The 19,089-nt window shown below is 55.5% G+C and carries 14 protein-coding genes and 1 pseudogene; 11 read left to right on the top strand and 4 right to left on the bottom strand.

Features of this window, described 5'->3' with window-relative positions:
* Positions 1 to 191: 191 nt before the first annotated feature.
* The 7 genes and pseudogenes from EOS_RS43400 to EOS_RS02540 form a co-directional block, all read left to right on the top strand.
* Positions 192 to 1,613 carry a methyltransferase domain-containing protein gene (locus tag EOS_RS43400; RefSeq protein WP_053063734.1) on the top strand — a complete coding sequence of 474 codons (1,422 nt, stop codon included), beginning with the start codon at positions 192 to 194 and terminating at the stop codon, positions 1,611 to 1,613.
* Between the two features lie 24 nt (positions 1,614 to 1,637).
* Positions 1,638 to 4,181 carry a glycosyltransferase family 4 protein gene (locus tag EOS_RS02565; protein WP_047845041.1) on the top strand — a complete coding sequence of 848 codons (2,544 nt, stop codon included), beginning with the start codon at positions 1,638 to 1,640 and terminating at the stop codon, positions 4,179 to 4,181.
* 746 nt (positions 4,182 to 4,927) lie between these two features.
* A complete protein-coding gene (locus EOS_RS02560; RefSeq protein ID WP_053063733.1) occupies positions 4,928 to 5,716 on the top strand; it encodes an ABC transporter permease in 789 nt (262 codons plus the stop codon).
* 1 nt (position 5,717) lies between these two features.
* Positions 5,718 to 6,434 carry an ABC transporter ATP-binding protein gene (locus EOS_RS02555; protein WP_047845040.1) on the top strand — a complete coding sequence of 239 codons (717 nt, stop codon included), beginning with the start codon at positions 5,718 to 5,720 and terminating at the stop codon, positions 6,432 to 6,434.
* Positions 6,435 to 6,440: 6 nt separating this feature from the next.
* Positions 6,441 to 7,640: a glycosyltransferase gene (locus tag EOS_RS02550; RefSeq protein WP_047845039.1), complete on the top strand. Its 1,200-nt coding sequence runs from the start codon at positions 6,441 to 6,443 to the stop codon at positions 7,638 to 7,640.
* Between the two features lie 94 nt (positions 7,641 to 7,734).
* On the top strand, positions 7,735 to 8,088 hold the full coding sequence (locus EOS_RS02545; RefSeq protein ID WP_152693066.1) for a hypothetical protein: 354 nt from the start codon (positions 7,735 to 7,737) through the stop codon (positions 8,086 to 8,088).
* A 287-nt stretch (positions 8,089 to 8,375) separates the two neighbouring features.
* Positions 8,376 to 9,631, top strand: a pseudogene (locus EOS_RS02540) (IS5 family transposase); the annotation flags it as partial.
* Between the two features lie 105 nt (positions 9,632 to 9,736).
* On the opposite strand, the gene EOS_RS02535 reads toward EOS_RS02540, so the two are convergent.
* From EOS_RS02535 to EOS_RS46930, 4 genes are all read right to left on the bottom strand, one after another.
* On the bottom strand, positions 9,737 to 11,416 hold the full coding sequence (locus EOS_RS02535) for a hypothetical protein (protein ID WP_152693065.1): 1,680 nt from the start codon (positions 11,414 to 11,416) through the stop codon (positions 9,737 to 9,739).
* A gap of 146 nt (positions 11,417 to 11,562) precedes the next feature.
* Positions 11,563 to 12,669 carry a glycosyltransferase family 4 protein gene (locus EOS_RS02530; protein WP_047845037.1) on the bottom strand — a complete coding sequence of 369 codons (1,107 nt, stop codon included), beginning with the start codon at positions 12,667 to 12,669 and terminating at the stop codon, positions 11,563 to 11,565.
* 93 nt (positions 12,670 to 12,762) lie between these two features.
* Entirely contained in the window at positions 12,763 to 14,214 is a 1,452-nt protein-coding gene (locus EOS_RS02525; RefSeq protein ID WP_047845036.1) for a mannose-1-phosphate guanylyltransferase/mannose-6-phosphate isomerase, read from the bottom strand.
* Positions 14,215 to 14,566: 352 nt separating this feature from the next.
* Complete coding sequence (locus tag EOS_RS46930) at positions 14,567 to 14,734, bottom strand: hypothetical protein (RefSeq protein ID WP_160312460.1); 168 nt, start codon at positions 14,732 to 14,734, stop codon at positions 14,567 to 14,569.
* 2 nt (positions 14,735 to 14,736) lie between these two features.
* Here EOS_RS46930 and EOS_RS02520 point away from each other — a divergent pair, with 2 nt between their 5' ends.
* From EOS_RS02520 to EOS_RS02505, 4 genes are all read left to right on the top strand, one after another.
* Positions 14,737 to 15,921 carry a glycosyltransferase family 4 protein gene (locus tag EOS_RS02520; protein WP_053063731.1) on the top strand — a complete coding sequence of 395 codons (1,185 nt, stop codon included), beginning with the start codon at positions 14,737 to 14,739 and terminating at the stop codon, positions 15,919 to 15,921.
* Positions 15,918 to 16,856: a UDP-glucose 4-epimerase family protein gene (locus tag EOS_RS02515; RefSeq protein ID WP_047845035.1), complete on the top strand. Its 939-nt coding sequence runs from the start codon at positions 15,918 to 15,920 to the stop codon at positions 16,854 to 16,856. The genes EOS_RS02520 and EOS_RS02515 overlap by 4 nt, the downstream gene beginning before the upstream one ends.
* Positions 16,853 to 17,869, top strand: coding sequence for an MraY family glycosyltransferase (locus EOS_RS02510; RefSeq protein ID WP_047845034.1), 1,017 nt, complete (start codon positions 16,853 to 16,855; stop codon positions 17,867 to 17,869). Before EOS_RS02515 ends, EOS_RS02510 begins: the two co-directional genes overlap by 4 nt.
* On the top strand, positions 17,859 to 19,089 hold a 1,231-nt coding region (locus tag EOS_RS02505), incomplete at its 3' end, for a polysaccharide biosynthesis protein (RefSeq protein WP_047845033.1). The genes EOS_RS02510 and EOS_RS02505, both read left to right, overlap by 11 nt.

The raw sequence follows: 19,089 nt of genomic DNA, 5'->3' as shown, positions 1-19,089 counted from the left end.
GGGCTTGGCCCTCAACGTCGCCCTATCGCACCGCATGCAGTCGCAATGCGGCGCGAGCATTTTCGGCGTTCACACTTTACGTCGCGCTTCGCAATCTTTTTTGGCGGCACGGGTTACAGCACGCGCCGTGCGCGACCTATCCGGCACGCTGGCCGACAGCATTCGTGTACACGAGGACGCAGTGCAACAGTATGGCTACCGACGATTTTTATCGCGCGCTCGAAGGCAGGTTTCGCGGTAGCCGTGAGGCTACCAAGGAGCGTCAGCGCATCTATCTGCCGGTTGTTCAAATGCTCGCTGCGACGCAGTCAAAGAAGATGCTGGACGTCGGCTTTGGCGGAGCCGAGTGGCTCGAGTTGCTGAAAGAGCAGGGCATCGCGGCTGAAGGGCTTCAACTGAACGACGCGTTCCTTGAAGAAGCGTGGCAAGCCGGCTTCGCCGTCAAAAAGGACGATCTCTTCGATTATCTGGCTCAGCAGCCGGACCGGTCGTATTCGATGATCAGCGCATTCCATGTGGTCGAACACCTTGGGATCGAGAACCTGCTCGCCTTTCTTCAGGAAGCGTATAGGGTCACGGACGCCGACGGTGCGATCCTCCTCGAAACGTCCAATCCCGCGAACCTGATGGTCCGCGTCTGCAATTTTTACATCGATCCGACGCACGAGCGCTCGTTGTCCTCGACGCTGCTCGGTTTCGCCGCCGAATTTTGCGGCTTCGAGCGCGTTGTAATGGTGCCGGCGAATCGTGATTTCTTGCACATCGAACTTCAACTGCTGCCGGGAAGTTCGCCGAGCGCGGCGGTCGTCAATACAGCCCCGTCGGTGCTCGATAAAAACCGCAAGCAAGCCCCCGATTACGCAATATTTGCATTCAAAAAAATGGATAATAAAGCAGTCGAGGTCGCCGAGGCGCTGGTCACTCAATCAGTGCTGCCAGTGTCGACGGCAGAATCAATTGACGTGAATTCACTGTGGGCGCGAGTTGTGGACGTCGAGACGGACCGGGCCGTCTGGCGCGGGAAAGCGGAAGCCGCAGAGGCTGAAGCACGGCATGCGAAGGATCTGGTCGATCGCGCAGAGAGCCGGATCGCTGACTTCGAGGCCCGCGTGCGCGATCTTCAGTCGCGTTCGATTCTGGAGAAGTCGACGATGCGGGCGAAGGAGCAGGAACGCCTACGCGATCTCGAAGCGCAATTTAAGCAGGCACAAAGCCGTGCCGCGGAAGCGGAAGACATTGTGGCACGCGTCCAACAGCGTATCGATGCCATTTTCAGGAGCACCAGCTGGCCCGTGTCCTCGCGTGTTCGGGTTGTTGGATACGCCGTGGGGGGTGTTAAAGGCCTGGTCGGACGCACCGCTCGCGCCACCGTGCTCCGTGCTGCGGCCTATGTCCGGAATCGGCCTAAACTCAAGCAGCGCCTGGCGACCACGCTGTCGCGCTTTCCGCGCGTGCGCGCCCGATTCATTCGTCTCGCTGGCTTGGATGCCATTCAGGGCGTGGTCACGGGTGCATCGATTCCCGTTGTCGAGACCGTCGACCGGCTGACCGCGCGCGGCAAAAAAATACACGCAGACCTTCTTTCGGCCCGAAGCGGCCGCACAAGCGTCTAACTATAAGGTTCTCTCGGTATTCCCATGCGTATTGTTTTGGATCTTCAGGGATGTCAATCGGTCAGCCGCTTGCGCGGAATCGGGCGCTATAGCTTCGCGCTGGCAAAGGCCATCATTCGGAACGCTGGAGAGCATGAAATCTGGATCGTGTTGAACGACTTGTTTCCCGAAACGATCGATTTGATTCGCGCGGCGTTCGAAGAGGTCATTCCCGTTGAGCGAATCGCAACTTTCTCGCTGCCGAGCTTTTCGCTTTATCAGGGAGCGCGCGACTGGCGAACGCGTGCAGCGGAAATTATCCGCGAGTATGCGATTGCGGAACTGGAGCCGGATCTAGTCCATATAAGTAGTCTGTTCGAGGGCTATGTTGATGTATCGGTATCGAGCGTTAAGGCTTACGACAAAGTCACGCTTACGGCAGTCACGCTCTATGATCTTATTCCTTTCCTCAATCCGGAAAAGTATCTAACGGATCTTGGCTTCAAAAAGCATTATTTCGGCAAGATTGAAGCACTCAAACGTGTAGATGTAGTCCTAACCATTTCTGCTTATTGTGGTGAAGAGGCAGTGCGCGAACTTGGCATTCCCACCGAGCGCATCACGAACATATCATCGGCAGTTGCGGAATCTTTTGCCTGTTCGACGATTTCGGAAGAAGACATCCTTAGTCTATGGGCCAGATTCGGCATTTCACGCCCGTTTGTTATGACGACGGGCACCGTAGAGCCGCGCAAGAACCTTGAAGGTCTGATAGTTGCGTATTCGAAGTTACCGTCCGAACTGCGAAAGAAATATCAGCTTTTACTTGTTTGCCAGGCGACTGAGGCAAATCGGATCAAACTTTTCGATCTTGCGGTAAAGCACGGGCTTGCGAGCGATGATCTCGTCCTAGCCGGATATGTGTCAGACAAGGATTTGATCGGACTTTATACGGCGTGTCATCTTTTCGTCTTTCCGTCCCTGCATGAGGGCTTTGGTCTTCCGGCACTCGAAGCCATGGCTTGTGGATCGGCAGTTATCGCGTCGGGAGCAACCAGTATTCCCGAGGTCATCGGGCGTGATGATGCACTTTTCAATCCGCTCGATCTACAACAGATGGCCGACATGATTGAACGTGCTCTGAGCGACGGCGACTATCGGCAATCGCTCAAGGACCATGCGGCTGTGCAGGTACGCAAGTTCTCTTGGGACGCAACCGGAAAGCGCGCGCTTCAGGCATTCGAAAAGGAGTACGAGGCACGCTTTGTGGAGTCCGCCAGACTTAAAAGGACTGCAGAAGCACGTTATCAAAGCTTGATAGAAACATTGACCGCGCTCGAATTGCCCGTCACCGAGGCAGACTTCGCAACGGGAGCCGATGCTATTGCAGCGAATCAACGAGCTGGGCGGCGCAAGCAAATCCTTGTCGATGTATCGGTATTGTGCGAAAACGGTGCTAGGTCAGGAATACAACGCGTCACTCGTGCAATTGTCCGGCAATTGCTTAGTGCTCCGCCGGCGAACTGGGAAGTACGACCGGTGCGATTGGACCGAAGCGTGATGCTTTATTGTTACGCGAACCACTTTTTGCACACACTCGGTATGGGCGATCGCAGTATCGACGGCGACGACGAGTGGGTCGATAGCCAGCAAGGCGATATTTTTCTCGGTCTTGATCTGGTTGCCGACTGTGTTCCCCACGCGGAAGGCTGGTTCGCAGCTCAGCGGCGTCGCGGTGTGAATATCTATTTCGTCGTTTACGATCTCTTGCCGGTTCGGTATCCGAATTGGTTTCCCGAGGTGATAGCGACCGATTTTCCACCATGGCTCACGACAATTGGAACTATTGCTGATGGTTTGATCTGCATATCGCGCACTGTGGCGGACGATTTGATGACTTGGCTTGACACGTCCTCAGTTGAACGTGCTCGCGAATTAAAGATAAGTTATTTTCGTCTCGGCGCGGATATCGAAAGTAGCCAGCCGTCAACGGGCATGCCTGACAACGCAAACATCATACTGGCAGCCATGCGTGAACGCCCGACGTTTCTGATCGTCGGTACGGTCGAGCCATGCAGAGGGCATGCACAAGCGTTCGGAGCATTCGAGCAATTGTGGGCAAGAGGCGTCGACGTTAATTTGGTGATTGTCGGAAAGGCTGGATGGGGCGTCGGGGAGCTTCCTGATCGGCTGAGAGAACATCCGGAGGACGGGCAGCGCTTTTTCTGGCTTCAAGGTATCAGTGATGAGTTCCTCGAGAAGGTCTATGAGGCGTCCAAATGCCTTCTCGCACCTTCCCATGGTAAGGGATTTGGACTGCCATTAATTGAAGCGGCTCAAAAGGGCTTGCCAATTCTCGCGCGTGACCTATCGGTGTTTAGGGAAGTCGCGGGCCAGAGCGCGTATTATTTCTCGGGGGATGCTGATGGAGATTTGGCCGCTGCCGTGGAGGTGTGGCTTTCGCTGCAGAAGAAGGGATCTGTTCCCGCATCTACTAGGTTGGAATGGATTACGTGGAAGCAGAGCGCCGAGCAAATTTCTAAAGTTATGCTGCAAGATGCTTGGTACAGACGGTGGCAATCCAAATGATTGACAGACCGTACCGAATCGTCGAACAGGCTCGTAAGTAAGCGATAGAACACTGAGTTCCTTCCTGCAAAGAGGTACGCGGCTTATGGGCGAACGGCTGTTCAAACAAGCGTTGGAACGGGAAAACCAAGCACGGCAAATCGCTCTGCCGCTTACCCAGGATCACACGTTGATCCGCGAGGCGACCGAAACGGCGGGCTGAGTTTGAGCGACCGCAAGCGGGGGAGTTTGAAGTGACCATCCGGGGGAACTGTGGTAAAAACGTGCCAGCCACGCAGGGAAAATCAGTGCCCGTCGAATGGCGCGCAGATGAGACACACCGGCAATCCGTATTTCAGCAGCCTGCTAGAGCAAGCTGTCCACCGCGTTTGGCGGAGTCCGGTGACAGATGCAGCATCAGTCACCGTGTCACGTGGTCCAAGTACGAGGATGTAGACTGTCGTGGTTTGACCGGACTGTGATAACGAAGGAAAGATTCACGAAAGCCGTAGCATTGCCATTTAGGAAGGGCGCCGCGCCCCAGTTTTTAGGAAGGACCCTGTGTAAGCAAATATGAGACGTTGGGAGTGGTTATGAAGTGCAGTGAGACGAGCGTAATCTACGCTCAGGTGAAGATATTGGCCGCAAGTTGCGCTTGAGAAGCGCGGAAATGCCGGCCCAATTGGGCTTGAACCTTAAAAGGCGAAGTTGTTCGTTTTGATGTTTACTGAGCTAGGCGCAAGATTGAAATGAAATGGAACGGATTAATGGGTCATATCTCGAATCTGCGGTTTGAAACGCAAGCTTTCACACGTCACCGCTATTTGTGGCAGCACTATGCTTATCAGGACATAAAACAACGATATCGGCGATCCATTATTGGGCCATTCTGGATCACTATCAGCACCGCAATCTTTATTACTGCCCTTTCGCAAGTGTATTCAAGGCTATTCAACGTCAGTTTGGCTGGATATTTTCCTTATTTAGCAGCTGGTATGATCATATGGACGTTTATTACGACGGCCCTAAGCGAAGCTGCGAATTCATTTATAAGTGTTGAAAATGTTATAAAGCAGGTGAAAATTCCATTTGCGTCGCATATTATGCGATCACTGTATCGAAATTTTATAATATTTTTACACAGTTGGATTGTGCTATTCCCTGTTCTTTATTTGTTTGGTAGTTTAAACGTTTCTGGCATAATTTATTCATTTTTTGGAATGGTGATTTTGTTGCTGGTTTTATTTCCATTGAGCATGATTCTCGCCATTAGTTGTTTGAGATATCGAGATTTGCTGCCAATGGTAAATGCGTTTTTGCAATTGCTTTTTTTTGTCACACCAGTAATGTGGCGGGTGGAGCAGGTGAAAAGTCTGGAAGCATATATGGTGTGGAATCCGTTCTTCTATATGATCAGTATGGTTCGCGATCCACTGTTGTCAGACACCCTTCCGATCAATAGTTTCATTGTAACCGGGTTAATAGGTCTCGTAGCGTGGGTGACCGCGCTGTTGGTATTGTTGCGTACTTATAAGCGAATTGCATACTGGCTATAACATGGCGTATATAAAAAGCAGAGGGCTATCGATCGAGTTTCCCCTAAATGATGTTTCTAATCGTTCTCTTAAGCGAGAGGCCTTTAGCTTGGTGACGGGAGGGAAAGTTGGATCTAGTCCTCGTCATAAAGTGACCATAAAGGCATTAGATAATATTTCGTTTGATCTGAAGCCTGGGGATCGACTTGGTTTGCTTGGGCATAATGGATCCGGGAAGAGTACGCTTCTGAAAGCGCTGGCAGGCGTTTACGCGCCTACGAGCGGTAGTTTGGAGAGTCGGGGGCAGATTACGTCGCTTCTGGACATTACCCTGGGCATGGATATGGATGCAACAGGCTTCGAGAACATCATTTTGCGCGGGCTGATGCTTGGCCACACACCGCAAAAAATGAAGGAATTGACGCCGGAGATCGCAGAGTTTTCGGAGTTAGGTGAGTATCTTCGCCTCCCTGCTAGAATTTACTCTTCTGGTATGCTGGTCCGATTGGGTTTTGCCATCTCCACTGCAGTGCCGTCAGACATTGTGTTGATGGATGAATGGTTGGCGGTTGGCGACGCAGATTTTCAGAAAAAGGCTAATGACAAGTTGAAAGAAATGACGGAGCGAGCTGCAATTCTAGTCATCGCATCTCATATGCCTTCAATTATTGAAAATATATGCAATCGGACAATTTGCCTCGAGAAAGGTATAATTGTAAGCGACTCTTTTTTTGAATGAAACTGTATGAAAATAGCTATCGTTTCAACCTATAAGATTGATTGCGGCATAGCCCGATTTGCTCAGATACTTGAGCGGGATCTTTCCGAATATGCAGAAGTCACGGTCTTCCCGCTAAATCGGTACGAGCTGAAAGAAGAGTTCGGCGGAACTCGTGAGTCTGCTAACAAAGCTGTCGCACGTATTGTGGAAAGCCTTCAGGGGTTTGATGCCGTTTCGATTCAACATGAATATAGTCTGTTTGCGAGTAATTTTCCGGATTCGATCGCGAGGTTGAAGAAAATTGCAGCGGCTAATCCCAATACTTGCATTACATTTCATACAGTTTTAAATCGGGCTGGTAGGCCACAAAAAAATAGCCTGACATTAGGTACGCTTGTGAGACCTCGATCGACGTTTAGAAGCTTTATCAGTACTCGTAGAAAAAACTCTGTACTTAAATTAGAAATAGAATTATTTGACTTTGTAAAAAAAGCAAATATCAAGACAGTCGTCCACACGGCGACAACTCAAGTTCTCCTTGAGCGCTTGTTCTCGTTGAGTCAAGTAAGTAGTCATCCCTTATGTTACACGAGAGTAGAGGACAGAGAGCGCTATTCCAACGACGTATCGAGATCTGCTTTACGTCTGAAATACAATATCCGAGACCCAGTTGTTACCGTTGGGGTATTTGGGTATTTCGGAGCGTATAAGGGTTTTGATTACGCAATTGAGTGTTTGGCTAGGCTACCTAAGCAATATCATCTATTGATTTTCGCGGGGCTGCATCCTGCAAGCATCAAGGAGAGCGATACTTCAGAAATCGACAAACTCAGATCGCTTGCTAAGAAATTAAAAGTGCAGGACAGGGTTTCATTTATGGGCGCGGTCGATGACGACGATCTATATCGCGCCATAGCAGGCGTTGACTATTGTTGGCTGCCTTATCGAGAAGTCGGGCAAGAAGCTTCCGCGATCTGCAGTGAGGTAGCGGAGCTTGCTCGGCGTATGATAATATCTCGCACTTTTGCATTTTCGGATTATATAAAATTTGGTAAGCGTCAGCACTACGAACTTTTTGAGATTAGTAATATCGAAGAATTGAAGTTGAAAACAGTGCTTTACGACACGCTTCACAACACCGAATCTGAGAGTGAGCTTATACAGTTCGCAGAGGAGCAAGCTCGCTTCTACATGAATGTGCTGAAAACGACTGTTTCAGTTTAAAAATGAAAGAAATCGCGATTATCGCCGGCATCACGGGTTAGGATGGCGCATATCTCGCCGAGGTTTTGCTTGGCAAAGGCTATACGAGTTTGGTGTGAAGGTTAGTCTCGCGACTACGGAGAAGCAAGGGTTGATCATCGATGCGCGGGCGTTCCCCGGCAACCCTTACGTTGGCGACACGCTGGCCGAGCAATTCGAACTGAGTTCCATCCTGTTGCAGAAACTGTGCGGTGCACCGCAGCCGAAGACCGTGTTGGTCCATCTCGGGTTTCGCAGTGTCGACGTCGAAGTGTCATCAGTACAGCTGATTCATCGCGGGAAACACAAGACACTGACTAACACGCAGCGACGCCAGGCGATCGAACCAATCATCGGCCATGCGGAGCATGACCACTTCACGCAGCGTTGCTTGGTCTTGAGATCAATCGACTGCGATCGGAATGCTTGAATTGAGAATCGAGATTCGAGATCAGCAAGATCTAAACCTCATGCGGAGTGCGAAGAAACTTGACCACCAGTTTGGCCGGTGTGATCGTCAGAAAACTCGTATTCTTCGTCGCTCGATCTTCTTGACTTCGCAAGATCCAGAGCTGTTCCTGTCTACCTTACCTAGTCGGCCCTGAACAATCGCCAAAGCCTTTACTGTCGGGGATTTAAGGGCGAAACCGCATTGCTGGAATTGCACGGTACAGGCATATTAATGCTTGAAACCCTGCAAATTCTGACGAGGTCCGGATGGGTCCGAAACCACGTGTGAGCGAGCGAGATTTTTCCGTCAGCCGCTGCTTGAACAGATCAATTTGAAGCATCCGCTGGTGCGTTTGGCCAGTCTGATTGATTCGGTGCGGCTGGGCACAGCGATGAGCGAGACCTTTGTGTCCCGTGCAGGACGCCCGGCGACATCACCCCGCCTGATCGTAGGGCTGCTTTACCTGCAACACGCGTTCGACCTGTCTGACGAGGAAGTCGAGTGGCAATAGGTCGAGAACCCCTACTGGCAGGTATTCACCGGCGAGACGTTTTTGCAAACCGAGCCGCCGATCGATCCGTCGAGCCTGACCCGCTGGCGCAAGCGCCTCGGTGAAGCGGGTGTCGAAGAACTGTTGGCGGTGACGATCGAAGCAGCCAAACATGCGGGCGTGATCAAGGCATCGAGCGTGAAGCGCGTGATCGTCGACACGACGGTAATGCCCAAAGCAATTACCCATCCAACCGATTCACGCTTACTCGAGCGATGTCGTGAACATCTAGTCAAAGCCGCCGCGCGCCACGGCCTCAAGCTCAGACAGAACTACAATCGCGAGGCGCCGCGCCTGGCGCTACAGATTGGCCGCTACGCACACGCCAAGCAGTACAAGCGCATGAGGAAAGCGTTGCGCACGCTACGCTCGCGTGTGGGCCGCGTAATGCGCGATGTCGAGCGGCAGGTCGGCCGAGCGTCGGACTCAGGTCGCGCTGTGCTGCAGGCATTGATTGCCAGTACGAAGCGGATTCTGTCGCAGGAGCCCAAGGACAAGAACAAGCTCTATGCGCTGCATGCACCGGAAGTGGAATGTCTGGCTAAAGTCAAGGCTCGCACGCCGTATGAATTTGGTGTGAAGGTGTCGATCACAACGACTCACAAGGAAGGGCTGGTAGTCGGCGCTCGCTCGATGCCCGGCAATCCGTACGATGGCCATACACTAGCCGAGGCCTTGGAGCAGGCGGCCATCTTGAGCGATGTGAAGCCCGAAGTGGCGATTGTGGATCGGGGCTACAAGGGCGTGGCGATCGACGGCGTGAAGATCTACCACCCTGGCTTGAGGCGTGGCATCACGCGTGGACTACGGGCGATGATCCGACGGCGCAGCGCGATCGAGCCAGCTATCGGTCACATGAAGGCGGATGGCAAACTCGGTCGTAACTGGCTCAAGGGCGCACTGGGCGACGCGACGCACGCAGTGCTGTGCGGCGCCGGCCACAACCTGCGGATGATCCTCAGGAAGCTGCGGTTTTTTACGCCTTTATGCTGGCTCTGTTGTTCAACCCGCTCGCTTGCAAGCCCCTTTCGTGACTCAACCAGCAGCGAGCAAAATCAATTGTGCAGGGCCGACTACCTAGAAAGGATGCAGATTCCACTTTTCGGATCGAGTTGCGTCAAGTGAGCACACTTGCTGCAATTTGTGTCGCTCGACGTATGTTTTGACGCGAAGAACGTAATCCGCTTTCTCTGAATCCGCAAAGTTCCAGTCCGCGGGATTGAACGTCGAGAAGCCATTTATCGTGGGTACCTGAAAGTACGCAGCTAATAGCATGGCATCGACATTATGTGGATACAGAGCGAGCGTACGCGCGTCACCCACAAGCGGTTTTGCGCGTGCGGTGATGACAAAAAAGGATTGACACGACGCAGGCACGGGCGGGATCGCCGCAAGCGTCGCTCTCTGCTGCGCAGCGTCTAAGCTCAGGGGTTGCGGCCGATAAACGCTCTCGGCTATCAACGCGAGAGCAAGCAGGGACACCAGTACTTGAGGTACGCGCGCCCGCAAACGATCCAGATAACTCATCACGATTAATATGATCGGGATGCTCAGAAAGATCTGATATCGAGAAATAACGCGCAGCCCCTTTGCCCCGGGAGTGATAAAGAACAATATTCTCCACGGTGAGAACGATCCAAACTTGACCACGGCGATCCACGTAAAAAAAACGGTTAAAGACACGCAAAACATAAATTTATTGGTTTCGAATCGCTCCGTTTTCTCGGCTTTGTAATAAGCGCCGGAGATAACCACCAAGATAATCAGGATGACCGGAAATCCCGTGACGTGTTCGCCGTCAGCGGGTATGTCAGGTGAAACAAACTCGTGAAGTACATTGAAGAAACGGCTCCATGCAATATTGCGATTACCGACATTGAACAGATCAATCGGTGATAGTGCGTAAGCGACCGCCGCTCCTACCTCATGCATCCCAGTTTCGCGTGCCTTGGGCAGATAGACGATAAAAAACGGGGTCAACAGGATGATCGCCATAGCGCCGCAAATCAAAATCGGTTTCCACGCCCGGCTTAACGTGCTGAAAAATGCCTTCGTCACTTCGGAACGTCGTGCATATATGAAGCTTATTGCGCCGAGCACCGTGCAAAAGAATGCGAAAAACCACGCTGTGTAATACGCTGTCAGCATCCACGTACCAAAAACCGCGGCAAACAAAAAACCGTGCAGCGTCAATTTTAGGAAGTCGACGAGAACGAGTGCGTTACGACAATTGACCATCGTTATTACGGCAATTGGAGCGAACGCTATCGATAGCAGTTGCCCGTGCGCCATTTGATTGTTCGAATTGCCTGCGATGGTGAACAGGATTGCACCAACGAGACTGGCCGCGAACGACAGACGAAAGCGACGCAGCATGAGAAACATGCCTACATATCCGAGTGCTTTGACAACGATATGAGTCAGCGACGTTGAAACGAACGGGTCAACGTTTATGCTTCTAAAAGCCGAGTAAATGACGCCGAAGATAAAATAACCATCGTTATATCCAAGGGTTCCTTTATAGGGGAAGAAGTAGCCTGTCTCGGTCCATCGCTGTATTCCAAAAAATACGTGATGCCAATGCTCCAGGATTGCTGTTTCAATTTCGGTGTCGAAATAGTCGCCATATAGAAAGCGAAAACCGCTATCGACTTCCGGCTGAAAAAACAGGTAGAGAGAGAAAGCCAACCCAAGAAGAAAAAGCAAAGTACGCGCAGATCGCGAATGACTGAGCTGATGAGTAGGAATGCTGTTCATTCTGCCTTCTTTTATAGGAGCCTAGTGTGATCGAGTCGTTTTTTAAGAGCGATCGCCCTCTGGCGAAACCGGGACGTCCTTCATGCTCAACTAACTCCTCGACGATCCCGACAGGCAAGCAAGGAGTCGGCTCTACATCGCAGTGTTCAGCGCGCCACCAGCCGCCGGTACAAGCCCACATATGCGTCAGCCATCTTGTCCGCGGTAAACATGGCCTCGAACCGCGCACGCGCCGCGACGCCAAATCGCGCCGCCGCCTCTTGATTGGCCCAGAGCTTGCCCATCGCTACCCTCAACGCCGCCGAGTCGCTACCCGGCACCACATACCCGGTCACGTCATCCAGATTCACGTACGACGTGCCTGTACCGATCTCTGTCGATAACATCGGCTTCCCGAACATCGCCCCTTCGAGCAGCGAGATCCCGAACGCTTCAGACCGCAAATGCGAAGGGAACGTCAGCGCATAGCACAGCGAGAGGAGGGCGACCTTATCGTCATCACCCACGGGCCCGACGAACTCCACATTCGTCAACCCGAGCCGTTCCGCTTGCGCCCGCAGGTTCCGCTCTGCTGGACCCGCACCCACAATGACCGCCTTGAATTCGGTGCCCTGCATGGCATCGAGCAGAACATGTAGGCCTTTGTAGTAGCGCAGATTACCGACAAATAAGAAGAACTTCGGCCCGATGCGCGCGCTCCAGTACTGCCGTTTCTCTTCAGTCGGCACCCGATACGTTTTCTCATCGAGCCCGATGGGAATGACCGTTACCTTTTCGCGATATCGCCGCAACACATCGCTCGTAGCAAGATAGTTCGGCGACGTCGCTACGATCGCATCCACGCTTGCCAGAAACCGGTCGCGCAGCGGCTTGTAAAACTGCAGCAAGACCTTTTGCCGTACGATATCTGAGTGATATGTCACGACAGTGGGCTTCTTCACGCGCGTGGCGAAGTGCACGACATCGGCAAACGGCCAAGGAAAATGATAGTGAATCAGGTCGGCATTTTCGGCCAGTTCGCGAAAGCGCCCGAACGCGGCCATCGAAAACGCTGACGATGCGATCTCCACATCTAGCTTCGCCCGATGATGCACGTGGTCGCCAAAATCAACAGACGTCGTGTCCTTGCTCACCGTCAGCACTTCGCTCGTGATGCCGTGCTTTGCCGCACCCGAACAGATCTGTCCGATGAGCTCTTCGGCCCCGCCCATCGAATCGGGCTTGTACGTCTTGTAGAAGTGTAAAACGCGCATAGATCCTGGGGACGAAGTCGGCCGTTAACCGGCCGATGATGACAAAACGGGCGCAAGCGCCCGTTTTAAAGCGATGCGAAAGAACGGAGTCAGTTAAACGGGCGCGCGTCCATAAACGTCTTCGAAGCGGACGATATCGTCTTCACCCAGATACTCGCCGCACTGCACTTCAATCAGCACGAGATTCATCACGCCAGGATTCTTCAAGCGATGCTTGTGTCCGGCCGGAATGTACGTGGATTCATTCGGCTGCAGCGAAATCACCTGCTCGCCGTTGACGATCTCCGCGCAGCCGCTCACCACGATCCAGTGTTCGCTGCGGTGATGGTGCATTTGCAACGAAAGCTGTGCGTTCGGCTTTACCACAATGCGCTTCATCTTGAAGCGGTCGCCTTCCTCGAGCACGGTATAAGTGCCCCACGGACGATGCGCCGTCCGGTGGAGCCTGTACGCGTCATGATTCACGCGCTTCAACTTCGCCACGATCTGCTTGACGTCCTGAGCGCGGTCCCGCGATGCGATCAAGAGCGCATCGGCGGTATCGACCACGATCAGATCCTTCACACCGACGGCACCGATCATCCGGCCGTCCTCGCTGCGCACGAAGCAGTTATCGACGTCATAGAGTTCTGCTTCGCCCTGAATCCGGTTGCCGCGCGCGTCGGGCGCCGTCAGTTCACTGATCGATACCCACGAACCGATGTCGCTCCAGCCCATCTCGCAAGGCACCACATTGACGTTGTCCGAGCGCTCCATCACCGCATAGTCGATGGAGATATCTTCCGCGCGCGCGAACTGCGCGGCATCGAGCTCGATCGTGTAGCCGTCATTCGAGTCGCTGCGCTTCGCCGCATTGACCGCGCCCAGCGCCGGCGCCATCACGGACGGTGCGTGCTTCTCGAGCTCCGCCAATATGGTCTCGGCCGTGAAGCAGAACATGCCTGCATTCCACAAATGACGACCGCCCGCCACAAGTTCCTGCGCCACGTTCAACGCGGGCTTTTCTAGGAAACGAACCACCTTGTGAACGGCATCGGCGCCAGGTAACGGCGCACTGTCGAATTCGATGTAGCCATAACCCGTTTCCGGCTTCGTTGGGCGAATCCCGAACGTAACGATACGGCCTTCCTGCGCCGCAGCCGCTGCGTGCTGCACGGCTGCGCCGAAAGCGACCTCGTCTTCAATAAGCTGATCCGCCGGCATCACCAGCATGATGGCGTCCGCCCCATGCTGCTGGCGCACGACGTCGGCCGCGACACCAATCGCAGCTGCAGTGTTGCGCGCGGACGGTTCGAGGATGAAACCGAGCTGCGAGACGCCCGCGTGGGCGTCGACGCATTCGTCCTTGGTCAGGAAGTAGGTTTCGCGATTCGTTACGATCACGACTTCATCGGCGCTCGCGACCTTCGATGCCCGCAGATAAGTTTTCTGCAGCAGACTTTGACCGTCGGCCAGCTTCAGCAGTGGCTTGGGGAAGGCTTCACGGGACACGGGCCAAAGGCGGCTACCCGCTCCCCCACAGATGATGACGGGAATGATCTTCATTGAATGGCTCGGAAAGGGTCGGATAAATGCTGGAAAGCCGCGATTTTAGCGGATTTCAGGACGTCAGTGACCGAATTGGGTACATCTCGTTACCCTTGTTGCCGCAATCGCACTGCCACCGCCTCGTCCCCGAGCGGCAGCTTTGGTAATGTGATGCGCTGGACTGTGCGGGCTTGCCGGATAACGGATTGGCGCTTCGTCCAGGCAATATTACGGGCCAGCGAAGTGCTTCTTACGCTGCCGGAATCGGTCGGAGCGTTAAAACAATATGTTAAATTATAATTACAAAATTGATCGCAATCGCGACTCCGTTGGGCTAGCGGCAACGTCCCAGCCGATACGCCTCGAACGATTATGCAGATAAAAGGAAAAATGACGTAGGCGCGACCGTCAGGTCGGGCAAAACTTCCGCCCAAGTGTCATGCCGGACCTGCTCTTCAAGAATCTTGTTTTGCTCAAGCTCCTTATCGGTAGCGGAAATGCCGCTATCGTTGACTTCTTTTTGCCCCAAGACGCTCACGCATGAAATTGCTTTTCGATCTCAATTCACTAAGGCCACCGAGAAGCGGTGTCGGGTACTACACGCAACATTTGCTGGAAGGGCTGAGCGAGGATCGCGAGGTCGAAGGGCTGGCCGGCTGGGTCGGCTCGCAAAGCTTTGAGGGCGATCGCCTGCGTGCGTTGATCGAGCAGCGCGTGGCGTTGCGCAAAGGCGTTCAATTTACCGATGGCCTCGCGGCCAAGGCGCTGCAACGCGCGCGCAGCATGCCGGGGTTGTATCGCGGGCGGACGATTGTGCGCGCGATCAAGTCGCGTGAATTGCGCACGGACTACGCCAAGCGCGGCTTCATCTATCACGAGACCAACTTCGTGGCATCGCGGTATCGCGGGCCGACCGTGGTGACGATTCACGACTTGTCGCATCGGCGACATCCGGAATTTCATCCGCGCGTTGCCGTTGAATATCTAGACCGCGAGCTTCCCAAGACCTTGCGCCAGGCGCAGATGGTGATCGCGGACAGCCACTACACGAAGAACGATATCGTCGACATCTATGGTGTTCCGGAATCGAAGGTCGTGACCATCCATCTCGGCGTCGAGCCTTCTTTCCGGCCGTACTCGGAAGAAGAGTCTGCCTCCGCTCTCGCCCAGTTGGGACTGACCCAAGGCGGTTTCGTACTGTCGGTGTGTACCCTGCAACCGCGCAAGAACCTGCAGCGTCTTGTCGAAGCCTTCGCGCTGTTGCCCGCCGGCATGCGCCAAGAGTTCCCGCTCGTGCTGATCGGCGCCGATGGATGGAAGAACTCCGACCTGTTGCGCGTGATCGAACCGCTCGCCGCAGCGGGACAGGTGTTCACGCCCGGCTATGTGTCTCGCGATGACTTGCTGAAGATCTATGCGTCGGCGGCGTTGTTCGTTTATCCATCGTTGTTCGAGGGCTTTGGCTTGCCCGTCGTCGAGGCCATGGCGAGTGGCGTGCCGGTGCTGACATCGAATCTCACTTCAGTGCCTGAAGTGTCCATGGGCGCTGCGTGGGAAGTCGATCCGTATTCCATCGATGACATCGCCGGTGGCATGCAACGCCTGCTTGGCGATGCCATCTTGCGCGCAGACCTCGTCGCCCGCGGCCTGCGACGGGCCGCCGAGCTCACGTGGGGCGCGACCGTCGCACAGACGTGCGCGGTGTATCGGGAGTTGTCGGCATGAGGATCGCGGTCACGGGAGCGAACGGTTTTGTCGGCCGCGCGACCTGTGCGGCGCTCGCCGATGCCGGCCACGATGTCACCGCGCTGGTCCGGCGTCCATCGAACGGCATTGTGGGTGCGTATGAACACGTAATCGCCGATGACAACTTCGCCAGTCTTGCCGTTGATGCTGATGCCTTCGTCCTCCTCGCCGCGCGCGTGCACGTCATGCGCGACACGTCGGCCGATCCGCTCGCGGAATATCGCCGGATCAACGTGGAAGGGTCGCTTAACGTGGTGCGTGCTGCGGTGCGCGCAGGCGCCAAGCGGATCGTTTTCGTCAGCAGCGTCAAGGCGCTGGGCGAGGGCGAGCCGGGCCGGCCGTGGCGCGAAGACGATCCGCCCACGCCGTCCGATCCTTACGGCATCACGAAGCTCGAAGCGGAGAAAGCGCTGGCCGTTTTGGGTGATCAGAACAACATCGAAGTGGTGATTCTTCGCCCGCCGCTCGTCTACGGTCCAGGCGTGAAAGCGAATTTCGAGCAACTGGTGCGCGCGGTCGAGCGGCGCGTGCCGCTGCCGCTGGGCGCAATCGACGCCCGTCGCAGCATGGTCTACGTGGGCAATCTCGCCGATGCCATCCGTTTCGTCGCGACACGCGCCGAGCCGACCAACGGTGTGTTCCACGTCACCGATGGCGACGATCTCAGCGTCGCGCAGATGATCCGGGCGCTGGCTCAAGCCTTCGATAAACCCGCGCGCCTCCTGCCCGTACCGGCTTCATGGCTGCGCGCGGCGGGTGCATTAACTGGGCGCTCGGCCCAGGTCGATCGCCTGACGAGCCCGTTGCGCATGGACAGCACGCGGCTGCGCACGGGCCTTGGCTGGAGGCCGCCCACGACGGCGGCGGAAGGTATCGCCCTGACGGTGCGGGCATTCCAGGAGGCGCGCCGATGACATCGTTGGCGCAAATACCGATAGCTTTGTTCTTCGCCGCGGGCGTCGCGTGCGTGGTGTGCGCGGGCATTTTGCTGCTGCTGTTGCGCACGGGCTGGGCCTGGGATATCGCAGTCGATATCCCGAATCACCGGTCGTTGCACGTACGTCCGGTGCCGCGCGTGGGCGGCTGGGGTGTACTACCGGCAATGCTGCTCGCCGTTGCACTGTGCGCACCATCGTTTGGCTGGATCGCGCTCGGGGCCTTGCTGTTGGGTGTTGTATCCCAGATCGACGACCGACGAGAGCTGCCCGCCCGCGTGCGCTTCGCTGCGCATCTGATCGTGGTGGCCGGGGCTATTGCATGGAGCTCGGTGAGTATCAGCTGGTGGCTCGCGCTGCTTGCCGTGGTCGCGCTGGTCTGGGTCGTCAATCTTTACAATTTCATGGACGGCTCGGACGGTCTTGCGGGCGGCATGACGGTGTTCGGTTTCGGTTTCTATGCGGTTGCTGCGGTGGCGTTGCAGCCTTCGCTGGCAGTGGCCGCGGCGGCGGTGGCCGGCGCAGCGGTGGGTTTCTTGATTTTTAACCATCATCCGGCCAAGATATTCCTCGGCGATGCAGGTTCGATCCCGCTCGGTTTCCTGGCCGGTGCGCTGGGTTTCTGGGGCTGGCAGCACGGCGTCTGGCCGATCTGGTTCCCGGGGCTTGTCTTCGCGCCTTTCGTCGCCGACGCCACCGTGACCCTCGCACGCCGTCTTGCACGCGGCGAAAAAGTCTGGCTGGCGCATCGTGAGCATTACTATCAGCGTCTGGTGAGACTGACTGAGAGCCACGTCCGTGTGGCCTTGGCGTATTACTTGCTCATGTTGGGCAGCGGTTGCGTGGCGCTCTTCGCACTTCGCATGCCGCCCGCGGTCCAGTGGATCCTGTTCGGGGCGTGGTACGTTGTTCTGGCCTTGGTTGGCTGGCAGATCGACCGCCGTTGGCGGCAATTCACCCTCACTCAAGGTAACGATAACGATGCGAATTAAGCCTTCGTGGCTCTCGACTACGGCATTCGGCGTCGACCTCGTGGCGGTGGCCGTGGCGTGGCTCGCTGCGTACGCGCTTCGTTTCAATGGATCGGTCCCCGACGATTTCTGGCGCGGCGGTATCAATGCGCTCGTGTGGGTCGTGGTGATCTACGCGCTGATGTTCCGCGTCTTCGGGTTGTATCGCGGCATGTGGGTGTTCGCGAGCTTGCCCGATCTGATGCGGATCTCCAAGGCAGTTGTCAGTGGAGCGCTGATCGTGATGATTGGTGCAGCGATGTTGCAGCCGTCGCCCATCATTCCCCGTTCCGTGCTGATTGTGTCGCCGCTGCTGCTGTTCATGGCGACGGGCGGATCGCGTGCTCTCTACCGCGCGATTAAGGAGTTCTATCTGTACGGCGGGTTGATCGGCAAGGGCAAGCCGGTGATTGTGCTGGGCGCGGGTACGGCGGGGGCGAACCTCGTTCGCGAGTTGGCGCGCTCAAGCGAATGGCGTCTGGTAGGTCTGCTCGACGACGACCCCGCCAAACGCGGCCGCGAGATCCTCGGCCACAAGGTGCTTGGATCGATCAGCGAACTGCCGCTGTGGGCAGAACAACTCAAGGCCGATACGGCGATTATCGCAATCCCGGGGGCGTCGGTGGATTCGCAGCGGCGCGTAGCGACCCTGTGCGTGCGCGCCGGTGTCAAGGCGATGGTGTTGCCTGCGCTCACCGTCCTCACGCAGGGCCAGGCATTTCTCTCCCGCGTTCGCCAGATCGACCTGGAAGACTTGCTCGGCCGCGAGCCGGTGAAGATCGACATGCCGCACGTGGAGGCGTTGCTGCACGGGCGTGTGGTGATGGTGACGGGTGCGGGCGGCTCGATCGGCTCGGAGCTGTGTCGCCAGATCCTGCGCTTCTCGCCAGCACAACTGGTGGCCTACGACCTGAGCGAATACGCGATGTATCTGCTCATCGAAGAGCTGCATGAGCGCTTTCCGGATCTGTCGGTGATCCCGGTGATCGGCGATGCCAAGGATTCGCTGCTGCTCGATCAGACCATGTCGCGCTTCGCACCGCACATCGTGTTTCATGCGGCCGCGTACAAGCACGTACCGCTGATGGAAGAACAGAACGCGTGGGCGGCGGTGCGCAACAACGTGCTGGGCACCTTGCGCGTGGCGCGTGCAGCGATCCGGCATCAGGTGAGTCACTTCGTGCTGATCTCCACCGATAAGG

The organism is Caballeronia mineralivorans PML1(12) (genome assembly GCF_001028175.1).
Taxonomy (GTDB): Bacteria; Pseudomonadota; Gammaproteobacteria; order Burkholderiales; family Burkholderiaceae; genus Caballeronia; species Caballeronia mineralivorans.
The sequence above is the reverse complement of the archived record's forward strand: the minus strand, read 5'-3'. Positions and strand labels throughout refer to the sequence as shown.